A 22336-nucleotide genomic window follows, 5' to 3' on the forward strand; every position below is an offset into this window, starting at 1 on the left:
AAATAAAAAATAATTCGACGAATCGGGCTGGAGCCCCGTCCTGAAAAGGGTTCATGGGAACCGTAAAGTTCTCGAAAAAATCCCGATTCACGATCGATTCGGGAAAACGTGCCGATTTAATTCGGAAATGTCGCGGCAAGAATTTCCGATTATTTTTCGAAATACTTGAGCGCTTGAGGAGCGATTTTCTTGTCGCTTCAATAGCGTCATGCAACGTTTGAATCGAAGGTGCGGCACGGGCTGCACGAGGAGCTGTTCGGCAAACGCCTGTTCAAAGAGGAAGCAGACATGTTGAGCGTGCTGGCGAGAGTCATCGATATTGCGATGGTCGTGTTGGGGGCGTTGATCGCCGCCGCGCTGCACGGCGGCAGCATCTGGCTCAACGACCTGCAGCGCACGACGGTGCTGTTCGACTGCCTGCTGGTCGTCGTGTTCTTTCCGGCCATCGGCATTTACCAGTCGTGGCGCGGCAAGCGTCTCGTCGGTCTGGTGGGGCGCGTCGCGTTCGCGTGGCTGGTGGTCGAGCTCGCGGGCATCCTGATGAGTTTCAGCTTCCACCAGTCGGGCGACCTGTCGCGACTGTGGCTCGGTTACTGGGCGGTGGTGACGATGGCGCTGCTCGCCGGCTCCAAGGCTTGCGTGCACGTCGTGCTCCGGCAACTGCGCCGCGGCGGCTACAACCTGAAGGCAGTGGCGATCGTCGGCGGCACGCCGGCGGCGCGGCGGCTGATCGCACAGATGCGGGCGCGTCCGGAAGCGGGCTTCAACCCGGTGTGCGTGTACGACGAAAGCGAAGTACCGGGCGAAGTCGCGCTCGACGACGTGCGTATCGAGCGGCAGTTCGAATCGCTGGTGTGGCTGGTGCGCAGCCGCGCGATCAGCGAGCTGTGGCTCACGCTGCCGATCACGGAGGAGCGCCGGATTCACCAGATCGTGACGGTGTTCCGCCACGACTTCGTGAACATCCGTTTCATTCCGGACGTGCGCACGCTGTCGTTCTTCAACCAGGAAGTGGTCGAGGTGCTCGGCGTGCCGGCGATCAACCTCGCGGCGTCGCCGATCACCGACGTGCGGATCCTGCCGAAGTTCGTGTTCGACCGGCTGTTCGCACTGGCGGCGCTTACCGCGCTCGCGCCGGTGATGCTGCTGATCGCATGTCTGATCAAGCTCACGTCGCGCGGGCCGGTGTTCTTCCGCCAGAAGCGCAAGGGCATCGATGGCCACGAGTTCGAGATCTACAAATTCCGCTCGATGAAGGTGCATCAGGAAGTCGCGGGGCAGGTCACGCAGGCCACCAAGAACGACACGCGTGTGACGCCGGTCGGCCGCTTCCTGCGCCGCACGAGCCTCGACGAACTGCCGCAGTTCATCAATGTGCTGAAGGGCGAGATGTCGGTCGTCGGTCCGCGTCCGCATGCGCTCGCGCACGACGACATCTACAAGGATCTGGTGAAGGGCTACATGTTCCGCTACCGGATCAAACCGGGCATCACCGGCTGGGCGCAGATCAACGGCTTTCGCGGCGAGACCGACCAGATCGAGAAGATGATGGGACGCGTGAAGCTCGATCTGTACTACATGCAGAACTGGTCGTTCTGGCTCGACATCAAGATCGTCGTGCTGACGCTCTGGAAAGGCTTCACCGGCAGCAACGCTTACTGACGCGGTTTCGTCCCGCGCAGACACTCCGGTTTCACGAATTTCGAATCATTGGTCACGAGGTCCGACACATCATGAATCTGACTATCATCGGCAGCGGTTACGTAGGTCTTGTCACCGGCGCCTGTCTCGCCGACATCGGGCACGACGTGTTCTGTCTCGACGTCGATCAGGCAAAGATCGACGTCCTGAACAACGGCGGCGTGCCGATCCACGAGCCGGGCCTCAAGGAAGTCATCGCGCGCAACCGCGCGGCGGGCCGCCTGCGCTTCTCGACCGACATCGAGGCCGCGGTCGCGCACGGCGACGTGCAGTTCATCGCGGTCGGCACGCCGCCCGACGAGGACGGCTCGGCCGACCTGCAGTACGTGCTCGCGGCGGCGCGCAACATCGGCCGCTACATGAAGGGCTTCAAGGTGATCGTCGACAAGTCGACGGTGCCGGTCGGCACGGCCGAGCGCGTGCGCGCGGCGGTGGCCGAGGAACTCTCGAAGCGCGGCGGCGACGCCCCGATGTTCTCCGTCGTGTCGAATCCGGAATTCCTGAAGGAAGGCGCGGCGGTCGACGATTTCACGCGGCCGGACCGCATCGTGATCGGCTGCGATGACGACGTGCCGGGCGAGCGCGCGCGCGAGCTGATGAAGAAGCTCTACGCGCCGTTCAACCGCAACCACGAACGCACGCTGTACATGGACGTGCGCTCGGCCGAATTCACGAAATACGCGGCGAACGCGATGCTCGCGACGCGCATCTCGTTCATGAACGAACTGGCGAACCTGGCCGACCGCTTCGGCGCGGACATCGAGGCGGTGCGCCGCGGGATCGGTTCCGATCCGCGCATCGGCTATCACTTCCTGTATGCGGGCTGCGGCTACGGCGGCTCGTGCTTCCCGAAGGACGTCGAGGCGCTGATCCGCACGGCCGACGAGCACGGCCAGTCGCTGCAGATCCTGAAGGCCGTGTCGTCGGTCAACGCGACGCAAAAGCGCGTGCTTGCCGACAAGATCGTCGCGCGCTTCGGCGAGGACCTGACGGGCCGCACGTTCGCCATCTGGGGGCTCGCGTTCAAGCCGAACACCGACGACATGCGCGAGGCACCGAGCCGCGAGCTGATCGCCGAGCTGCTGTCGCGCGGCGCGCGCATCGCGGCGTACGACCCGGTCGCGCAGCAGGAAGCGCGTCGCGTGCTCGCGCTCGATCTCGCGGATCACCCGAGCTGGCTCGAGCGTCTCACGTTCGTCGACGACGAGGCGCAGGCCGCGCGCGATGCCGACGCGCTCGTGATCGTCACCGAATGGAAGGCGTTCAAGAGCCCGGATTTCGTCGCGCTCGGCCGTCAATGGAAATCGCCGGTGATCTTCGACGGCCGCAATCTGTACGAGCCGGAGACGATGAGCGAGCAGGGCATCGAATACCACCCGATCGGCCGCCCCGGCTCGCGTCAGGCCGTCGCCGCCCGCGTGCCGGGCGCCGCGCGCGCGAACGCGTGACCCGCGCGTCGCCGTTACCCGTAACCCGAATCGAGACGCCATGTTCCGGAACATCCTGATCGTCTGTCATGCGAACGTCTGCCGCAGCCCGGCGGCGGAACTGCTGTTCAAGTCGCACGCGGCGTCGCGCGGCGGCCCGCGCGTGACGTTCCACTCCGCCGGCGTGCGTGCGAACGACGGCGACGGCATCGATCCGGTGATGCGGCAACTGCTCGCCGAGCGCGGCGTCGATGCGACGACGCACCGGTCGCGACGGCTGTCGCGACGGATCGTGCGCGACGCCGACCTGATTCTCGTCAGCGAGCGCGAACAGATCAAGGCCGTCGAATCGGTCGATCCGTTCGCGCGTGGCAAGGTTCACCTGCTGGGCAAGTGGGAGGACGCCGAGATCGCGGATCCGCATGGCGGCCCCGAGGCCGACTATCGCGAGAGCTACTCATTGATCGAACGTCTGGTTCAAGGATGGCTGCAAAAACTATGCTGAAACGTCCCATGCGCCCGCTGGCGCTCGCCGTCGCGATGACGACCTTCCTGTCGGCCTGCGCGACTGCGCCCGGCAACTATCTCGACTCGTCGAACCTGAAGGACGAAGGCCGGCAAGGTCAGGCCGAAACCTATCCGGTTCATTACATCGACGCGAAGCTGGTGATGGATCAGCTGCAGAAGCAGCAGGTCGAACACCCGCTGCCGCCGGGCCGTTACACCGATCCGTCGCAGTACGTTTACCGCATCGGCCCGCAGGACATTCTCGGCGTCACCGTGTGGGACCACCCCGAGCTGACGACGCCGCAGGGCCAGTCGTTCTCGAGCGGCGGCAACACGACGCAGACGATCGCGGGCGCGCTGCAGCAGCCGTATTCGTCGTCGCTGCCGGGCCAGGCCGATCCGTACGGCCAGACCGTGGCCGCCGACGGCACGATCTTCTTCCCGTTCGTCGGCCGCATCCACGTGGCGGGCAAGACGATCGCGCAGACGCGCGACGAGCTGGCCACGCGCCTTGCGCGCTACGTGAAGAATCCGCAGCTCGATGTGCGCGTGCTGTCGTTCCGCAGCCAGAAGGTACAGGTGACGGGCGAGGTGAAGACGCCCGGCCCGCTCGCGATGAGCGACGTGCCGCTGACGCTCGTCGACGCGATCTCGCGCTCGGGCGGCTCGACCGCCGAGGCCGACCTGCAGCGCGTGCGCCTGACGCGCGACGGCAAGCTCTACACGCTCGACGCGAACGGCGTGCTCGACCGCGGCGAAGTGAAGCAGAACGTGATGCTGCAGCAGGGCGACATCGTCAACGTGCCGGACCGCAGCGACAGCCGCGTGTTCATCATGGGCGAGGTCAAGACGCCGGTCACGGTGCCGATGCTCAAGGGCAGGCTGACCATCGCCGACGCGCTGACGGCCGGCGGCGGCATCCTCGACACCGATGCGAACCCGCGCAAGATCTACGTGATGCGCGGGATGCGTGACAACCCGACGAAGCCGGAAGTGTTCCGTCTCGACATGACGCAGCCGGATGCGCTGATGCTGTCGAGCCGCTTCCCGCTCCAGCCGCTTGACGTCGTTTACGTCAGCACGGCCAGCTCGGTGCAGTTCAACCGTGTGCTGCAGCAGGTGCTGCCGACGATCCAGACGATCTTCTACATGCGGCAAATCACGCGCTGATAGCCCGCCGGGGTGGCGTCTGCCCCCCGGCACCACTCAAGCGGGAACGAATGGTGAACACGCAAGCAAAACACGCCTACGCGGATCTGACCGCGAAAACCGAGGAAGAGGACGTCGTCCTCGGCCAGCTGCTCCAGGTGCTGATGGACGACATCTGGCTGCTGCTCGGCATCGCGGTGACCGTCATCGCGCTCGCCGGCCTCTACTGCTACATCGCGAAACCGGTGTATCAGGCGGATGTGCACGTGCGGGTCGAGAGCAACGACAACACGTCGCAGGCGCTCACGCAGACGCAGACGGGTGCGACGATCAACAGCGGCCCGCAGCAAGCGCAGACCGACGCGGAAATCGAGATCATCAAGAGCCGCGGCGTCGTCACGCCGGTCGTCGAGCAGTTCAAGCTGAACTTCTCGGTCGTGCCGAAGACGATTCCGCTGCTCGGCAGCCTGTCCGCGCGCGTCGCGACGCCCGGCGAGCCTTCGCGCGCCTGGTTCGGCCTGCGGTCGTACGCATGGGGCGGCGAAGTCGCCGACATCGACACGATCAACGTCGTGCCCGCGCTCGAAGGCAAGAAGCTGACGCTGACGGCCGGTCCGAACGGCACCTACACGCTCGTCGACGCGAACGGCAGCCGCCTGCTGTCGGGCCGTGTCGGCGAATCGGAGCAGGGCGGCGGCGTGACGCTGCTTGTGCAGAAGCTGGTCGCGCGTCCGGGCACGCAATTCACGGTGGTCCGCTACAACGATCTCGACGCGATCACCGGCTTCCAGTCGGGCATCCAGGTGTCCGAGCAGGGCAAGCAGACGGGCGTCGTGCAGATTTCGCTCGAAGGCAAGGACCCGGACCAGACCGCCGCGATCGCGAACGCGCTCGCGCAGTCGTACCTGAACCAGCACGTGATCGCGAAGCAGGCCGAAGCGACCAAGATGCTCGACTTCCTGAAGGGCGAGGAGCCGCGCCTGAAGTCCGATCTCGAGCGGGCGGAAGCCGCGCTGACGCAGTATCAGCGCACGTCCGGCTCGATCAACGCGAGCGACGAGGCGAAGGTCTACCTCGAAGGCAGCGTGCAGTACGAGCAGCAGATCGCGGCCCAGCGCCTGCAGCTCGCATCGCTCGCGCAGCGCTTCACCGATTCGCACCCGATGGTGATCGCCGCGAAGCAGCAGCTCGCGGAACTGCAGGGCGAGAAGGACAAGTTCAGCAACCGCTTCCGCAGCCTGCCGGCGACCGAAGTGAAGGCCGTCCAGCTCCAGCGCGACGCGAAGGTCGCCGAGGACATCTACGTGCTGCTGCTGAACCGCGTGCAGGAGCTGTCGGTGCAGAAGGCCGGCACGGGCGGCAACATCCACCTCGTCGATTCCGCGCTGCGCCCGGGCGATCCGGTCAAGCCGAAGAAGGTGCTGATCTTGTCGGCCGCGGTATTCCTCGGGCTGATCCTCGGCACCGGCGTCGTGTTCCTGCGCCGCAACCTGTTCCAGGGCATCGAGGATCCGGATCGCGTCGAGCGCACGTTCAACCTGCCGCTTTACGGACTGGTGCCGCAAAGCACCGAGCAGGTGAAGCTCGACGCCATGGCCGAGAAGGGCGGCGGCCGCGCGCGGCCGATCCTCGCGAGCCTGCGTCCGAAGGACCTGAGCGTCGAAAGCATGCGCAGCCTGCGCACCGCGATGCAGTTCGCGATGATGGATGCGAAGAACCGCGTGATCGTGCTGACCGGCCCGACGCCGGGCATCGGCAAGAGCTTCCTGACGGTCAACCTCGCGGTGCTGCTCGCGCATTCGGGCAAGCGCGTGCTGTTGATCGACGCCGACATGCGTCGCGGCATGCTCGACCGCTACTTCGGCCTCACCGCGCAGCCGGGTCTGTCCGAACTGCTGAGCGATCAGTCGCCGCTCGAGGAGGCGATCCGCGAGACGCCGGTGCAGGGCCTGTCGTTCATCTCGGCCGGCACGCGCCCGCCGAACCCGTCGGAGCTGCTGATGTCGACGCGCCTGCCGCAATACCTCGAAGGGCTCGGCAAGCGCTACGACGTCGTGCTGATCGACTCGCCGCCGGTGCTGGCGGTGACCGACGCGACCATCATCGGCCGCATGGCCGGCGCGACCTTCCTGGTGCTGCGCTCGGGCATGCATACCGAAGGCGAGATCGCCGACGCGATCAAGCGCCTGCGTACCGCGGGCGTCGATCTGGAAGGCGGGATCTTCAACGGCGTGCCGCCGAAGGCGCGCGGCTACGGCCGCGGCTATGCGGCCGTCCACGAATACCTGAGCGCCTGACGGCATTGCACGAAACCGGGCCGGCGTGCGCAGCGCCGGCCCGGCCGACTGGAGAACCCTCGATGAAAATTTCCGTGCTCGTTCCGACCTACAGGCGTCCCGCCGACCTCGCGCGCTGCCTGCTGGCGCTGCAGCGCCAGCAGCGGCTGCCCGACGAGGTGATCGTCGTCGCGCGCCCGGAGGACGATGCCACGCACGAGCGCCTCGCCGATCCAGCGGTCGGCGGCATGCTGCCGCTGCGGATCGTGCCGGTGGACGTGCCGGGGCAGGTCGCCGCGCTGAACAAGGGGCTCGACTCGGCGAGCGGCGACATCGTCGCGATCACCGACGACGACGCGGCGCCGCGCGCCGACTGGCTCGCGCGCGTCGAAGCCGTGTTCCTGGCCGATCCGCGCGTCGGTGCGGTCGGCGGCCGCGACTGGGTGCACGAGAAGGGCCGCGTGCTCGACGAGTCGCGCGAGCTCGTCGGCCAGCTCACGCTGTCCGGCAAGATCGTCGGCAACCATCATCTGGGCGTCGGCGGCGCGCGCGAAGTCGACATGCTCAAGGGCGCGAACATGAGCTACCGCCGCGCCGCGATCGAACGTCTGCGCTTCGACACGCGGCTGCGCGGCGCCGGCGCGCAGGTGCACAACGACATGGGTTTCAGCATGCAGGTGCAGCGTGACGGCTGGAAGCTCGTCTACGACCCGGCGATCGCGGTCGATCATTTTCCGGCCGAGCGTTTCGACGACGACCGGCGCGATGCGGCATCGCTGAATGCGATCAGCAACGGCGCGTACAACCTGCACCTGATCCTGCGCGAGCATCTGCCGCCGGTGCGGCGCGAAATCGCTTGGTGGTGGTGGACGCTGATCGGCACGCGCGTCTATCCGGGCTTCGCGCACGTGCTGCTGTCGCTGCATACCGCGCGGCGCGACCGTGTGCGCGAGCACTGGCGCGCGGTGCGCCGCGGCGCACGCGATGCGCGCCGCGCCGACCTTGCCCCCCATCGTGCGGCGATGCCGCCGGTGACGTCTTGAACGGGCTGCGCGCACGACGCGCGGCCATCCCCGGAGGGCTTGCATGAATTCCACGAAGGTTCACGTCCACCTGTTCTACGGCGCCGATCCGCGTACTTACCGGAAAGGCGAGAACATCGGCTGCCTGTACGGCTATCACCACGCGGAATCCGACGAATTCCGGCTGACCTATTCGCAGGACCGGCGCGAGAACCGCGTCGCGAGCCTCGTGCGCCGTGCGCTGAAGGCAGCGCTTGGCTTCGACGTCGTGCATGCGTGGCGCAATCGCGCGGCGTTGTTGGGCACCGACGTGATCTGGACGCACACCGAGCAGGAGCATCTCGCCGCCGCGCTGATCCTGAAGCTCGCCGGCGCACAAGGCAAGCGCCCGCTGCTGCTCGCGCAGAGCGTGTGGCTGTTCGACAAGTGGAACACGTTCGGCGGCCCGCGCCGCTGGCTGTACCGCAAGCTGCTCGCGCGGGCCGACGCGCTGACGACGCTCGCCCGCGACAACGCCGAGCTGTGCCGCCGCTTTCTCGGGCGCGAGGCCGAGTTCGTCTACTACGGGCTGAACACGCAGGACTTCCCGCTCACCGAGCCGCAGCAGTGGCAGCCGAACCGGCCGCTGCGGATCGCCGCGATCGGCAACGACCGCGACCGCGACTGGCGCACGTTCCTCGCCGCGTTCGGCGGCGACGAGCGCTACGACGTGCGGCTCGCGACGCGGCGCCGCGTGCCGCGCGAGTGGCATGCACCGAACGTGAAGATCGGCTCGGCGTCGGGCCTCGCGAAGCAGCACGAACTGTACGCGTGGGCCGACGTGATCGTCGTGCCGCTGCGGCCGAACTTCCACGCGTCGGGCATCACGGTGATGCTCGAGGCGGCGGCGGTCGGCAAGCCGATGATCGTGTCCGACGTCGGCGGGCTCAGCGACTACTTCCCGCACGATACGGCCGCCTACGTGCCGGCGTTCGACGCAGCGGCGATGCGCCAGGCCGCCGATCGCTTCGTGGCCGATCCGGCCGCCGCGCTCGAATGCGCGCGTGCCGCGGCCGCGTGCCTGCGCGAGCGCGACCTGACCACGCAGGCGTTCGCCGAACAGCACGTGCGGATCACGCGCGACATGCTGCGCCGGCGTCGCACGCCGGCGGCGGCCGGTCTCGCGATGCCGCTCGCGGATTCGCGCCCGTCGTCGCGGTGAGAACGGATCGATGAGTACGATTGCCGCCGAACGCGCACCGTCGCGCAGCCGCAGCCGGTTGCCCGAACCGAAGCACTGGGTCGGGCAGGCGGGGCTGTGGACGTTTACCGCCGCGCTGATCGCCATTCACCAGGGCAAGGTGCTGACGCTCGCGTTTCCGGTGCTGGCCATCGCGGTCGGCATCTGGCTGTATTTCAAGAGCCCGGCGCGCTACGTCGGCTTCATGTGGTGGGTGTGGTTCCTGAGCCCCGAAGTTCGACGTCTCGCCGACTGGTCGAAGGGCGCGTTCACGCCGACGAGCCTGATCCAGGTCGCGCCGCTCGCGGTGACGATGATCGCCGGGTTCGGGCTGCTCAGGCATTACCGCGTGCTTGCGCAGCGGCGCGGGATTCCCGTGCTGCTGATGCTGTTCGGGCTGACGTATGCATATCTGGTCGGGATCGTGTCGAGCGGCGTGATGGCCGCGACCTACGACCTCGCGAACTGGGTGTACCCGGTGCTGATCGGCTTTCACATCATGGTCAACTCGCGCGACTATCCCGAGTACCGCGACGTGCTGCTGTCCACGTTCATGTGGGGCATGCTCGTGATGGGCGTGTACGGCGTCGTGCAGTACTTCGTGATGCCGCAGTGGGACGTGCTGTGGATGATCGGGTCGGACATGGGTTCGCAGGGCGAGCCGGTGCCGTACGGTGTCCGCGTCTTCAGCACGATGAACTCGTCGGGGCCGTTCGCGTTCGCGATCATGGGCGCGCTGGTGTTCGTGTTCGCCGCGCCGCAGAAGGTCCGCTGGTTCGCGGGCGCCGCCGGCTTCGTGTCGTTCGCGCTGTGTCTCGTGCGCTCGACCTGGGGCGGCTGGGTGATCGCGCTCGCGATCCAGCTCGTGCAGTCGAGCAACCGCGTGCGGATGCGGATCCTGATCAGCGGTGTCGTGCTGGTCGGGCTATGCGTGCCGCTGCTGACCGTCGGGCCGGTGGCCGACCGCCTCGGCGCGCGCCTGCAATCGATCACGAACCTGAAGGACGACCGCAGCTACGACGACCGCAACAAGTTCTACGCGACCTTCGCGCAAACGGCGTTCACCGACGTCGCCGGCGAGGGGATGGGCGCGACCGGCGCGTCCACCAAGCTGTCGAGCGACAGCGGCGAGCTCGGCAAGTACGGCAGCTTCGACAGCGGCGTGATGAACGTGCCGTTCGTGCTCGGCTGGCCCGGCACGCTGCTGTACCTGTCGGGCGTCGTGATGCTGCTCGCCCGCACCCTGCGCGCGGCGTTCAAGCTGCGCAAGGACAAGTTCGTCGGCGCATGCCTGAGCCTGTGCCTGTCGGTGTTCGCGATGCTCGTGTTCACGAACTCGCTGATCGGCACGGGCGGCCTGCTGCTGTTCACGGCCATTTTTTCAATACTATCCGCGGCGCACTGGCAGAAGGCACAGCGCCTGCTGGCCGCCGCGCGTTCACGGGGAGGCGACCATTGAGAATCGCGATCGTCACGCACGTCGTGCGACATAACGACGGGCAGGGCCGCGTCAATTACGAAATCGCGCGCGCGGCGCTGGCCGAGAACTACGAGGTCACGCTGGTCGCGTCGCATGTCGCGCCCGAGCTGCTTGCCGACCCGCGCGTGCGCTGGGTGCCAGTGAAGGTCGGCGGCTTCTGGCCGTCGAATCTCGTCAAGCAGCAGGTGTTCGCGCTGAAGAGCGCGTGGTGGCTGCGCGCGCATCGCAGCGAGTACGACGTGCTGCACGTAAACGGCTTCATTTCGTGGATCAAGGCCGACGTGAATACCGCGCACTTCGTGCACGGCGGCTGGTTCAAGAGCCCGTATTACCCGTTCGGGCTGACGAAGGGGATGTGGTCGGCCTACCAGTACGTCTACACGCGCGTGAATACGGCGCTCGAGCGCTGGGCGTACCGGCGTTCGCGCGCGATCACGGCCGTGTCGCAGAAGGTGGCCGACGAGATCGCCGGGCTCGGCATCGACAGCGGCAAGATCAGCGTGATCTACAACGGCGTCGACGGCAGCGCGTTCGCGGGCGCGCAGGCCGATCGCGCGGCGTTCAAGCTGCCGGACGATGCGTTCCTGCTGCTGTTCGTCGGCGACCTGCGCACGCCGCGCAAGAACCTCGGCACCGTGCTGAAGGCGCTGACGAAGCTGCCGGCGAACGTCCATCTCGCGGTGGCGGGCTATCTGCCCGGCAGCCCGTATCCGGACGAGGCGCGCGCGCTCGGCATCGATTCGCGCGTGCATTTCCTCGGTCTCGTGAAGAACATGCCGACGCTGATGCGCTCGGTCGACGCCTACGTGTTTCCGTCGCGCTACGAAGCGATGAGCCTGTCGCTGCTGGAAGCAATGGCGGCCGGGCTGCCGGTCGTCACCGCGCGCACCGCCGGCGGCGCGGAAATCATTACGCGCGACTGCGGGATCGTGCTGGAGGACCCCGACGATCCGGCCGCGCTCGCGCAGGCGATCGGCTCGCTCGCGGCGTCGCGCGACACCTGTCGCGCGATGGGCGACGCGGCCCGCGAACTGATGACCCGTTTCGGCTGGGCCCACATGGGCGCCCAGTATGTCGCGCTATACCGGCGCATCGGCCAACCCTCGCAGCCGTCCGCCTTCGAGCGGGTCGAGCATGCGGTTACGCAGGAGCAGTCGTAATGTCCCAATCTTCCCGGCCGATCAAATCGTTGCAGATTGGCATGCACTGGTTCCCCGAACGCGCGGGCGGCCTCGACCGGATGTACTACTCGCTCGTCGGCGCGCTGCCCGGTGCGGGCGTCGAGGTGCGCGGGCTCGTTGCCGGCTCGCCGAAGGTCGCCGACGACACGGGCGGTGCGATCCAGGGCTTCGGACCCGCGTCGCAGCCGCTTGCGCGCCGCATGCTCGCCGCGCGCCGCGCGTTGCGCGACGAGATCCGCAGCGAGCGTCCGGACGTGATTTCGTCGCACTTCGCGCTGTACACGTTCCCGGGCCTCGACGTGACGCGCGGGATTCCGCAGGTGTCGCATTTCCAGGGGCCGTGGGCCGACGAAAGCCAGGTCGAGGGCGCCGCGTCGCTCGGGCAGCGCGCGAAGCGCTATCTCGAACAGGCCGTCTATACGCGCTCGTCGCGCCTGATCGTGCTGTCGCAGGCCTTCGGCCAGATCCTGACGAACCGCTACGGCATCGATCCGTCGCGCGTGCGCGTGATTCCCGGCTGCGTCGATACCGCGCAGTTCGATACGCCGCTCACGCCGGCCGAGGCGCGGCACAAGCTGCAACTGCCGCAGGACCGGCCGATCGTGCTGGCCGTGCGCCGGCTCGTGCGGCGCATGGGGCTGGAAGACCTGATCGACGCGATCGGTCTCGTCAAGCACCGTCACCCGGACGTGCTGCTGCTGATCGCCGGCAAAGGCAAGATCGGCGAGGAACTGCAGCAGCGCATCGACGACGCTGGGTTGCAGGACAACGTGAAGCTGCTCGGGTTCGTGCCCGACCATCATCTCGCGGCGCTGTACCGCGCGGCGACGGTCAGCGTCGTGCCGACGGTCGCGCTCGAAGGCTTCGGGCTGATCACGGTCGAATCGCTGGCGTCCGGCACGCCGGTGCTGGTGACGCCGGTCGGCGGGCTGCCGGAGGCGGTGGCCGGGTTGTCCGACGATCTCGTGCTGCCGTCGACGGGCGCGGATGCGATCGCGGAAGGGCTCGGCGGCGCGCTGTCGGGCGCGATCACGCTGCCGGACGAGGCCGCGTGCAAGCGCTACGCGCGCGACCATTTCGACAACGCGGTGATCGCGCGCCGCGTCGCCGGCGTGTACGAAGAGGCGATCCAGGCGGCGGGGTAAGCGAACGCGGCACGCCGCCGCGACGGTCGGGCCGGCGCACGCGCATGCGTCCGGTCCGCATGCCGGCCGCTCGATCCGGGCGAGCCGGTTTTTTTTCGTTCCGTGCGAGGCAGGCCGCGGTTCGCGCTCGGTGTTCGACACTTCGACACGCGTCATGCACGCCGGAGCGTCACGGCCCATACGGCGAATGCACCCACGCTGACCGCCGCCCCGAGCCCGCAGACGCCGATCCATCCGGCGTGCGCATACATCATCGTCGACGCAATCGCGCCGAGCCCGCTGCCGACTGAATAGAACAGCATGTAGCACCCGACAAGGCGCGCGTGCGCATCGGGCCGCGCGCCGAGGATCATGCTCTGGTTCACGACGTGGACGGCCTGCCCACCGACGTCGAGCAGCACGATGCCGACGACCAGCAGCGCGATCGACGTACCGGCGAACGCGAGCGGCAGCCACGAGAGCGCGAGCAGTGCGAGCGCGGTGCCGGTCGCGGCTTCGCCAAGGCCGCGATCCGCAAGCCGGCCGGCGCGCGCGGCGGCTGCCGCACCCAGCGCGCCGACCAGACCGAATGCGCCGATCTGCGTATGCGACATCGCATGCGGCGGTGCGCTCAGCGGCAGCACGAGCGCGCTCCAGAAGATGCTGAACGCCGCGAACAGCAGCAGTGCGATCGCCCCGCGCACACGCAGCACGCGCTCGTCGCGCAGCAGCGTGACCATCGAACCGAGCAGCGCCGCGTAGCCGATGCGCGCGCGCGGCGCGTCCGCATCGGGCAACAGCCGCGCCAGCGCGACCAGCATCGCGATCGCGAGCGCGCCCGACACCAGATAAACCGCACGCCAGCCGGCGACATCCGTGACGACGCCCGCGAGCGCGCGCGCGGCGAGCAGGCCGATCACGACGCCGCCCTGCGCCGCGCCGACCACGCGGCCGCGCTCGCCGGCGCCTGCAAGCGCGGCCGAGCAGGCGATCAGCCCTTGCGTCATCGCGGTGCCGAGCAGCCCGACCGCGACCATGCCGGCCAGCAATGCGATGCGCGTCGGCGAGGCGGCCACGCCGATGCATGCCGCCGTCAGCAGCAGAAGTTGAACGGTGATCAGGCGTTTGCGGTTCAGCAGGTCGCCGAGCGGCACGACGAACAGCAGCGCGAGCGCGCAGCCGAGTTGCGTCGCGGTGATGACGCCGCCGACCGCTGCCTGCGATACGCCGAAGTCATGTGCGATCGAGTCGAGCAGCGGCTGTGCGTAGTACACGTTCGCGACGCTCGCCGCGCAGCAGACGGCGAGCAGCACGACGCGCGCCGTCGACACCCGCGAGACGGCGATCGGACGAGCGGTGCGCGACGTCGCGTTCGACGCGACCGTTCCTGAACTGGGTGATTCCATGGGGTGTCTCACGCTCACTCAAGTGGTTGCAATTTGAAACTAGTGTGAGTGTAGGAAAAGTGGTTTTAAAATGCAACCTGTGTGACGGCGGGCGATGGGCCCGCGCACGGACAGCCGGCGGCCCGCGAAGGTGCCGGCGCGACAGCGGAGAGCAATATGGCCAGGCAGAAAAGTCTCGCGGATTCGCCGTGCCCGGTGGCACGGGCGACCGATATCGTCGGCGATCGCTGGGCATTGCTGATCGTGCGCGATGCGTTCGACGGCGTGCGCCGGTTCGGCGATTTCCGCGCGAGCCTCGGCGTCGCGAGCAACATCCTGTCGGACCGGCTCAGGATGCTGGTGGACGCAGGCGTATTCGAAGTCGTGCCCGCGTCGGACGGCAGCGCATATCAGGAGTACGCGTTGACGAAGAAGGGCGAGGGGCTGTTTCCAGTGATCGTGATGTTGCGGCAGTGGGGCGAGGCAAACCTGTTCGAGCGCGGCGAGCTGCATTCGGTGCTGGTCGAGCGCAAGACGGGCCGGGCGATCCGCAAGCTCGCGCTTCGGCACGACGACGGCCGGCCGCTGAAGGCGGCGGAGACGGTCGTGCGGAAGGTGGGCGACGAGGGGGGCGGGACGCGGGCGTGAGTGTTCGTTCGCCACGGGACGCAAGAACCGATCGTGTCCGCTTCGCGGCGTCGACGCACCGGTCACGCGCCCGATGACGGCCGACCGCACCGTTCAATCGGCTGCCGACGCCGCGCGACGCGCACCGGATGCACCGCGATGCGCGTCCGGCCTGACCAGCGTCGCGAGCAGCGCGGCCGCGACCAGCAGCCCGGCCGACACACCGGTTTCGACATGCAGGCCCTCGACGGTCTGCCACGCGGCGCCGTTGCCCGCGACCGCGCCGAACGCGGCGACGCCCATCGCGCCGCCGGTCTGTCGTGCGGTGTTCAGCACCGCCGATGCGATACCCGCGCACTCATGCTCGACCGACGCGAGCACGGCCGTCGTCATCGCCGGCACCGCGAAGCCCATGCCGGCCGGAATCAGCAGGAACGGCACGAGCAGCAGCGGCAGCGGCGTCGACGCATCGATGAAATGCAGCGCGCCGTAGCCGAGCGCGGCAACCAGCGCGCCCGCGAGCATCGGCGCGCGCGGGCCGTGACGCGCGACCGCGCGGCCGCTCGCGAGGTTCGCCAGCAGGAAGCCGCCCGTGAGCGGCAGGAACGCGAGCCCCGCCTGCCACGCCGATTCGCCGCGCACGCGCTGCAGGTACAGCGCAAGCACGAACACGGTGCCGTAGTACGTGAGGTTCACGCAGATTCCGAACAGGACAGCCGCGCTGAACGTGCGGCGGCGGAACAGCGACAGCGGCAGCATCGGCATCGCGGTGTGCGACTCGACCGCGACGAACGCGAGCCCGGCCAGCGCCGCGAGCGCGAAGCCGCCGGCGACGACCGGATGCGTGAAGCCGAGCGGTTGCCATTCGATCACGGCGGCGGTCAGCGCGGTCAGCATCGCGATCGCGATGAACTGACCGCGCAGGTCGAGTGCCCGCGCGGTGCGCACGGGCGTCGCCGGTTGCTTCGATGCAGCGCCGATGTGACGCGCGGGCACCCATGCGAACGTGGCCGCCAGCCCCGCCGCACACAGCGGCAGGTTTACGAGAAAGATGCCGCGCCAGCCCCATGCTGAGATCAGCAGGCCGCCCACGACCGGGCCGGCCGCGATCGAGATCGAGCCCGCGGCAGTCCACCAGCCGACGGCACGGGCGCGCAGAGGCGGATCATGCCGGCACGCATCGTTGAGCAGTGCGAGCGAATTCGGCAGCATCGCCGCGGCACCGACGCCTTGCAGCGCGCGGGCCGCGATCAGCATCGCGGGCGCGATGGCGGCGCCGCACGCAAGCGACGCGAGTGCGAACAGCACGAGGCCGACGACGTACATGCGGCGTGCGCCGAAGCGGTCGCCAAGCGCGCCGCCCGACAGCATCAGCACCGCGAACGCGAGCGTATACGCATCGACGACCCACTGCAGGCCGGCGACCGGCATATGCAGATCGCCGGCCAGATGCGCGAGCGCGATGTTGACGATCGTTACGTCGAGTTGCGTGACGACGAAGCCGATGCTGACGGTCGCGACGATGCGGGCGAGCCCGGGCGGAAAGGCGGGGGAGCGCGTGGTCGTATCCATGCGCCCATCGTAGGACGCGACGGGCGGGCGACGTTTCAGGGAGGCGTGAAGCGTCGATACCGTCGCGATGTGGCCGGCTTGCCGACCGCCGCGCGACAGGGGAACGGAGGCCGTGAGGCTAAGCGAGCCGTGACACGGCTTTCCGGCACGCCGGGCGACGCGCGCGAGCGCTCAGTGCCGCTCGCCGCGCCAGCGCCCCGGTGCGACGCCGAAGCGCTTCTTGAAAGCGTGCGTGAAGGTGCTCTGGTCGGCGAAGCCGACCATGCCGGCGATGTCGACGAGCGGATGGCGGCCGTCCGCCAGCAGCACGACGGCGGCGTCGAGCCGCAGCCGCTGCAGGTAGCGATGCGGGGTTTCGCCGAACGCGTCGACGAACAGTTGATGAAAGCGGCGCATTCCGTAACCACAGTGCGCGGCGAGATCGGCGATGCGCAGTGGTTCCGCGAGCCGCGCGCGCAGCCAGCGGTCGATGCGCGCGAAATCCAGGCCCGCCGCGGGCGCGGCGAGGCCGGCATTGTCGAGCAGCGCGTCGCACAGACGCGCGGCGGCCTGCCACTGGAAGCGATGCGCGCGCTGCGTGTCGCCGGCTGTCCCGTCGAATTGCGCGGCCGCCGCCGCGACCTGCGCGACGAGCGACGTGAGCGCCGGGTCGATCGACACGGCACGCGCGCTGTCGAACAGCCGCTGGGGCACCGCGAGCGACGCGGCGGGCAAGTCGAGCACGAGCTGGCGATTCTCGCCGAGGCCCGAGTAATCGTGGCGCGCGCCGGCCGGAATCAGCCACGCCGCGTGCCGGTCGATGCGCTGGCCGACGCCGTCCACCGCCATCACCATCGCGCCGTCGACGCCGATCACGACCTGATGAAAGTCGTGCACGTCGGACGCTTCGCACGTGTCGTAACGGCGCAGCGCGATGGCGGGAGACGGGATGCGTTCCATCGGAAGGACGTCGGCCGACGGCGTCGTCAGACGGCGAGCAGTTCGACTTCGAACACGAGCGTCGCGTTCGGGGGGATCACGCCGCCTGCGCCGCGCGGGCCGTAGCCGAGTTGCGGCGGGATCGTCAGGCGACGCACGCCGCCGACCTTCATGCCCTGCACGCCTTCGTCCCAGCCCTTGATGACCATGCCGCCGCCGAGCACGAACGCGAACGGGTCGTTGCGATCCTTGCTCGAATCGAATTTCTGACCGTCGGTCAGCCAGCCCGTGTAGTGGACGCTGACGGTCTGGCCGGCTTGCGCTTCCGCGCCGCTGCCTTCGGTCAGGTCTTCGATTTTGAGGCCCGATGCGGTCGTGGTGACAGACATGACTTCTCCTGAAAGGGGTTGGGTAAAACCGCTATTGTAGGCGAGCGGGCAGGGGGCCGCCTTACGCGACAAGCGCCCCGCGGCATGCCGATCGCGCGCCGGCCGCGGTGGTGGTCTTGCATTCCGCCTGAAACGCGAATGGAACGCGAATGGAACGCGCGTTTGAATTTTTCGCGAACCGGATCGACGGGGTTGCGCCGCGCGAACGGGGCGCGCGTATGAATCGGTGCCACCTGGCTGCTCGGCGTCACGTCGGGCGGCGCCGCGTGATCCCGCGAAACGCCCGTCGCGCGGGGTGTGTGTGCCGGTTTCGGCGCGTGCGTGCGCCGTCTGGCTGCCGGTCGCGTACCGGCGTGCGCGTTCGAATCCCGGCGCGGCCGAATGCCGCTCGAACCTCGTTTTTTCCGCGCTGCCGACCGTGCGCTGTTTGGAAGCGCGCGTCTACCGCGCGGCTTGCGCGCGGCGCCGGCCGGCGCCTATCTTTACAGTTATCGATGTCAAGATTTCGGCGTTGCGCGATGCGCTGCCCGGGCCCGCGCCGACAAGGCCGCGACGGCTGGCGGGCCACCCGAAAACCAGGAGAACGACGAACATGAAGTCAGCCGCTTCAGCCATTGCAGCCGAGGTGATGCCAGTGCGCCGCGACCTGCGCTTCGACCTGCCGGTCGAGCGCGCGAAGGACTGGCATGGGCTCGGCCCGCACGTGACCCACTTCTTCAACGCGCTGTCGCTGCTGTTTCCGGCCGGCGAACGCTTTTTCATGGATTCGGTGCGCAATTATCGCGACCGGATCGACGACCCGGTGCTCAAGCGGCAGGTGCTCGGCTTCATCGGCCAGGAGGCGATGCATACGCGCGAGCATGTCGAATACAACGAGCTGATGCAGGCCAACCGCCTGCCCGCGCGCAAGCTCGACAAGCGAGTATGGACGGTGCTCGGCTTCATGAAGCGCACGCTGCCGCATTCGGTGCAGCTCGCGCACACGGTCGCCGCCGAACACTACACGGCGATGCTCGCGGACTGGCTCCTGTGCGACCCGACGCGCCTGGACGGCTCGGTCGAAGGCTACCGGCAGATGTGGCTGTGGCATGCGCTCGAGGAAACCGAGCACAAGGCCGTGTCCTACGACGTGTGGAACGCCGTGATGAAACCGGGCCTGCGCCGCTACCTGATCCGCGTCGGCGTGTACTTGGTGACGACGCTGACGTTCTGGCCGACGGTGTTCCTGATGCACGTGACGCTGCTGTCGCGCGATCGCGACATCAGGCATCGTGTGCGCGGCATGCTGCGCATGATTGCATTCCTGTACGGGCCGCGCCGCGGGCTGTTCCCGCGCATCGCGGGTGAATGGCTGAGCTTTTTCCGGCCCGGCTTCCATCCGTGGGACCACGACAATCGCCACCACCTCGCGCGCGTCGACACGCTCGCCGCCGCCTACGGAGAACACGACGGCGCGTCGGCCGGACGCGGCCGCGCTCACGCACTCGCGCCGCTCGCATCGGGGCGCTGACGCCGCCACGCCGCGCGGCACGTGTTGCGTTCGTGCATCATCCCCACTTCTTCTGACGATTGACCGGCGTCAAGCGGAAAACGGTTGCGCGAGCGCGTGCCGGTACCGCCGCCGGGGCCGCGCCGGCGTTTGCCGCCGGGCCGATTCCACATGCCCGGCGTCGCGTGTCGTACCGGCGCGCCCGCACCGGCGCGGCTTCGCGCGCCCGATATCCGTACGGCCATGTTTCCGCACCCGCCTCGCCACCGGGATATCACCCATCTAGCCGCGCACCGGCGGCGCCGATATACCGTTCATGAAAGGATCCGCCCGGCGCGCGATTATTGCCCGGGGGGATTTTATTCGGACGGAAATGCGGCCAATATGTCGGTTCGATCGAGGTCCTTCGGATGCGGCGGCGAGCCGGCGCACGATACCAACGCCAAGCGGGGAACAACGATGGTTGCAAGGTCACCCGACGCAAGCGGGACGGCGGCGTCCGAGATGCCGCCCGTGTCCGTTACCGCTCCTGAGGCTGGGCGCAAGCTGTTCGTCATCATGCGTTCGCCGGACGAGCCGTTGCTGGCGCAACTGCGGGAGTTCGGCTGGGACATCTCGGTCGCGAAGACGGCCGGCGCCGCGCAGAACATGACGTCCGGCGTGAATGTCGCAGCCGGGCTCGTCGATTTCTCGGGCTTCACGTCGCGCGACTATCCCGCGCTGAAAGCGTGCCTGAGCCAGCCGGCGATCGGCTGGATTTCCGTCGCGCAGGCCGGTGTCACGATCGGCGTTGCCGTGCGCGAACTCATCCGCAGCTATTGTTTCGATTACGTGACGCTGCCGTTGCCGTACGAATGGATTTCGCACGTGCTCGGCCATGCGCGCGGGATGGCCGCGCTCGATCGCGTCGACGGCGCGGCGTACGCGGCGTCGATCGGCGAGCACGGGATGATCGGCAACTGCGAAGCGATGCAGCAGCTGTTCAGCACGATCCGCAAGGTCGCGAAGACCGACGCGAGCGTGTTCATCTCCGGCGAGTCGGGTACCGGCAAGGAGCTGACGGCGCTCGCGATCCACGAGCGCTCGGTGCGTGGCAAGGGGCCGTTCGTCGCGATCAACTGCGGCGCGATTCCGCATCACCTGCTGCAGTCGGAACTGTTCGGCTACGAGCGCGGCGCATTCACCGGGGCGAACCAGCGGCGCGCAGGCCGGATCGAATCCGCGAACGGCGGCACGCTGTTTCTCGACGAAATCGGCGACATGCCGATCGAAAGCCAGGCGAGCCTGCTGCGCTTCCTGCAGGAAGGGAAGATCGAGCGGCTCGGCGGCCAGGAGTCGATTCCGGTCGACGTGCGGATCATCTCGGCGACGCACGTGGATCTCGACGGCGCGGTCGAAGCCGGACGCTTTCGCGCGGACCTCTATCACCGGCTCTGCGTGCTGCGCATTCACGAGCCGCCGCTGCGTGCGCGCGGCAAGGACATCGACATCCTCGCGCATTACGTGCTGCAGAAATACAAGGCCGACAGCGGCCGCAAGATCAGCGGCTTCACCTCGGCCGCGCTCGACGCGATGCGCCGCTACGAGTGGCCCGGCAACGTGCGCGAGTTGATCAACCGGGTGCGCCGCGCGATCGTGATGGCCGAGAGCCGGCTGCTGACGCCGCACGACCTCGGGCTCGAGGTCCCGGGCGAAACGGAGCCCGTGACGCTCGAGCAGGCGCGTTCGCTCGCCGAGCGCACCGCGATCGAAAACGCGCTGCTGCGCAACGATCACCGGATCAACAAGGCCGCCGCCGAACTCGGCATCTCGCGCGTCACGCTTTACCGGATGATGATCGAGCACGGGCTCAACGACCACGACAACAACGGCGGAAAGGACGGCGTGCCGCCCGACGACGCCGACCATCAGCGAGTCGGCTGAACGACGGCGGGAAGCGTCCACGGCCGTCCCGTGCGCGGGCGTCCGGCGCCATGTAAAGAGCGTGAAACGTTTCGTGCCGGCGGCCACCCGGATCGACCCGGCAAACGTGCGCGGCGGCGTGCCGCCCGTGCCGGGAAAATATTCCGGATCGTCCGTGCGCCTTGTCCGGCAAGGCATCGCCGCCACACGGGCGCGCCCGCCCGCGCCCCGCATGTTTCAGTTTCGCAACGTCCTGCCTTTCCCGCCCGTTCCGGTCGCGGGCTTGTCCGATGAAAGCCTTGTGCGGCCGGCCCGGAACGAAGCTGGCCCGCTCCTTGCGGAGTTTGAGGTGCGAAAGTCGATGACGTGGCGTCCGGCCGGTCCGGCAGCGAATCATGCGAGGACCGGCAAGGACGCAGTCCACGGGGATGACCGGACGGACGGGCAGCATAGCCCTGCTCCGAACGGCATGGGCCGTTATCGACGGATCGTCGGGGCGCCGGCTGTGTCCGGTTGCCGGTACAAGCTACGGATCGAATACGGGGTAGAAAAATGACGAACGATCGCCACACGCAGCGGCCGGCAGGCCGCGATCGCAGTGATTCGACCCATCGCCGGTCGACCGCGCATCTTGCTGCCGGCCGGCATGCGTCGACAGGCCACCTCTCCGCGCCCGGTGCGAGGCGGATCCGGCTGATACCCGGTCATCCGCGCCGGGCCGGCGCTTTCTCGCTCGCCAACCCGATCCGCATGGGGATGTGCACGCGGGCACCGGTTCCCCGGCGCCCGATCTTCGCTTATTGACGGCGTCGAGCGCCTGCTGTCGCCAGAGCAGGTGATCCGTTTGCAATGCGAATGACGTGCGGCGTCCGGATGCGCGATACGGACGATGAACCGGCGCGACGGCGAACGTCAGGGAGGCGTCGCCGTCCGGCGAGCAGGGGAGGGGCGGTCAGACCGCGCGCGAC

General features: G+C 68.2%; 18 protein-coding genes. 14 read left to right on the top strand and 4 right to left on the bottom strand.

Annotated features, from left to right (window positions below; genetic code table 11):
* The first annotated feature begins 288 nt into the window (after positions 1-288).
* From LGM71_RS10795 to LGM71_RS10840, 10 genes are all read left to right on the top strand, one after another.
* A complete protein-coding gene (locus LGM71_RS10795) occupies positions 289-1662 on the top strand; it encodes an undecaprenyl-phosphate glucose phosphotransferase (protein WP_124621107.1) in 1374 nt (457 codons plus the stop codon).
* Between the two features lie 71 nt (positions 1663-1733).
* The gene (locus tag LGM71_RS10800) at positions 1734-3149 is read left to right on the top strand and encodes a UDP-glucose dehydrogenase family protein (RefSeq protein WP_059531601.1); all 1416 of its coding nucleotides are present in this window, start codon (positions 1734-1736) and stop codon (positions 3147-3149) included.
* Between the two features lie 40 nt (positions 3150-3189).
* The gene (locus LGM71_RS10805; protein ID WP_059531598.1) at positions 3190-3633 is read left to right on the top strand and encodes a low molecular weight protein-tyrosine-phosphatase; all 444 of its coding nucleotides are present in this window, start codon (positions 3190-3192) and stop codon (positions 3631-3633) included.
* The gene (locus LGM71_RS10810) at positions 3627-4805 is read left to right on the top strand and encodes a polysaccharide biosynthesis/export family protein (protein ID WP_124621109.1); all 1179 of its coding nucleotides are present in this window, start codon (positions 3627-3629) and stop codon (positions 4803-4805) included. The genes LGM71_RS10805 and LGM71_RS10810 overlap by 7 nt, the downstream gene beginning before the upstream one ends.
* A gap of 50 nt (positions 4806-4855) precedes the next feature.
* On the top strand, positions 4856-7081 hold the full coding sequence (locus tag LGM71_RS10815; protein WP_124621111.1) for a polysaccharide biosynthesis tyrosine autokinase: 2226 nt from the start codon (positions 4856-4858) through the stop codon (positions 7079-7081).
* A gap of 62 nt (positions 7082-7143) precedes the next feature.
* On the top strand, positions 7144-8103 hold the full coding sequence (locus LGM71_RS10820) for a glycosyltransferase family 2 protein (RefSeq protein ID WP_124621113.1): 960 nt from the start codon (positions 7144-7146) through the stop codon (positions 8101-8103).
* 43 nt (positions 8104-8146) lie between these two features.
* On the top strand, positions 8147-9283 hold the full coding sequence (locus tag LGM71_RS10825) for a glycosyltransferase family 4 protein (protein WP_059601642.1): 1137 nt from the start codon (positions 8147-8149) through the stop codon (positions 9281-9283).
* Between the two features lie 10 nt (positions 9284-9293).
* The gene (locus LGM71_RS10830) at positions 9294-10760 is read left to right on the top strand and encodes an O-antigen ligase family protein (protein WP_059531583.1); all 1467 of its coding nucleotides are present in this window, start codon (positions 9294-9296) and stop codon (positions 10758-10760) included.
* On the top strand, positions 10757-11941 hold the full coding sequence (locus tag LGM71_RS10835) for a glycosyltransferase family 4 protein (RefSeq protein WP_226114833.1): 1185 nt from the start codon (positions 10757-10759) through the stop codon (positions 11939-11941). The genes LGM71_RS10830 and LGM71_RS10835 overlap by 4 nt, the downstream gene beginning before the upstream one ends.
* Positions 11941-13107 (top strand): glycosyltransferase family 4 protein, encoded by a 1167-nt coding sequence (locus LGM71_RS10840; protein ID WP_124621117.1) that lies wholly within the window; start codon positions 11941-11943, stop codon positions 13105-13107. Before LGM71_RS10835 ends, LGM71_RS10840 begins: the two co-directional genes overlap by 1 nt.
* A gap of 152 nt (positions 13108-13259) precedes the next feature.
* Here LGM71_RS10840 and LGM71_RS10845 read toward each other — a convergent pair whose 3' ends face one another.
* Positions 13260-14492 carry an MFS transporter gene (locus LGM71_RS10845; RefSeq protein WP_226114834.1) on the bottom strand — a complete coding sequence of 411 codons (1233 nt, stop codon included), beginning with the start codon at positions 14490-14492 and terminating at the stop codon, positions 13260-13262.
* A gap of 156 nt (positions 14493-14648) precedes the next feature.
* Between LGM71_RS10845 and LGM71_RS10850 the strand changes: the two genes are divergently transcribed.
* The gene (locus LGM71_RS10850; protein ID WP_226114835.1) at positions 14649-15119 is read left to right on the top strand and encodes a winged helix-turn-helix transcriptional regulator; all 471 of its coding nucleotides are present in this window, start codon (positions 14649-14651) and stop codon (positions 15117-15119) included.
* 93 nt (positions 15120-15212) lie between these two features.
* Here the strand turns inward: LGM71_RS10850 and LGM71_RS10855 are convergent, their stop codons facing one another.
* The 3 genes from LGM71_RS10855 to LGM71_RS10865 all read right to left on the bottom strand — a co-directional run bounded on the left by LGM71_RS10855 (position 15213) and on the right by LGM71_RS10865 (position 17977).
* A complete protein-coding gene (locus LGM71_RS10855; RefSeq protein ID WP_226114836.1) occupies positions 15213-16670 on the bottom strand; it encodes an MFS transporter in 1458 nt (485 codons plus the stop codon).
* Between the two features lie 171 nt (positions 16671-16841).
* Positions 16842-17609, bottom strand: a complete 768-nt coding sequence (locus LGM71_RS10860) for an AraC family transcriptional regulator (RefSeq protein WP_226114837.1) — start codon at positions 17607-17609, stop codon at positions 16842-16844.
* Positions 17610-17635: 26 nt separating this feature from the next.
* Entirely contained in the window at positions 17636-17977 is a 342-nt protein-coding gene (locus tag LGM71_RS10865; protein ID WP_059601657.1) for an FKBP-type peptidyl-prolyl cis-trans isomerase, read from the bottom strand.
* A gap of 592 nt (positions 17978-18569) precedes the next feature.
* On the opposite strand from LGM71_RS10865, the gene LGM71_RS10870 reads away from it, so the two are divergent.
* The 3 genes from LGM71_RS10870 to LGM71_RS10880 all read left to right on the top strand — a co-directional run bounded on the left by LGM71_RS10870 (position 18570) and on the right by LGM71_RS10880 (position 21924).
* Entirely contained in the window at positions 18570-19487 is a 918-nt protein-coding gene (locus LGM71_RS10870) for a metal-dependent hydrolase (RefSeq protein WP_226114838.1), read from the top strand.
* 438 nt (positions 19488-19925) lie between these two features.
* On the top strand, positions 19926-21389 hold the full coding sequence (locus tag LGM71_RS10875) for a sigma-54 dependent transcriptional regulator (protein WP_124621126.1): 1464 nt from the start codon (positions 19926-19928) through the stop codon (positions 21387-21389).
* Positions 21390-21450: 61 nt separating this feature from the next.
* Positions 21451-21924 carry a hypothetical protein gene (locus LGM71_RS10880; protein ID WP_226114839.1) on the top strand — a complete coding sequence of 158 codons (474 nt, stop codon included), beginning with the start codon at positions 21451-21453 and terminating at the stop codon, positions 21922-21924.
* Positions 21925-22336 lie beyond the last annotated feature (412 nt).

This window comes from Burkholderia sp. AU33545, assembly GCF_020419685.1.
GTDB classification, from domain to species: Bacteria; Pseudomonadota; Gammaproteobacteria; order Burkholderiales; family Burkholderiaceae; genus Burkholderia; species Burkholderia diffusa.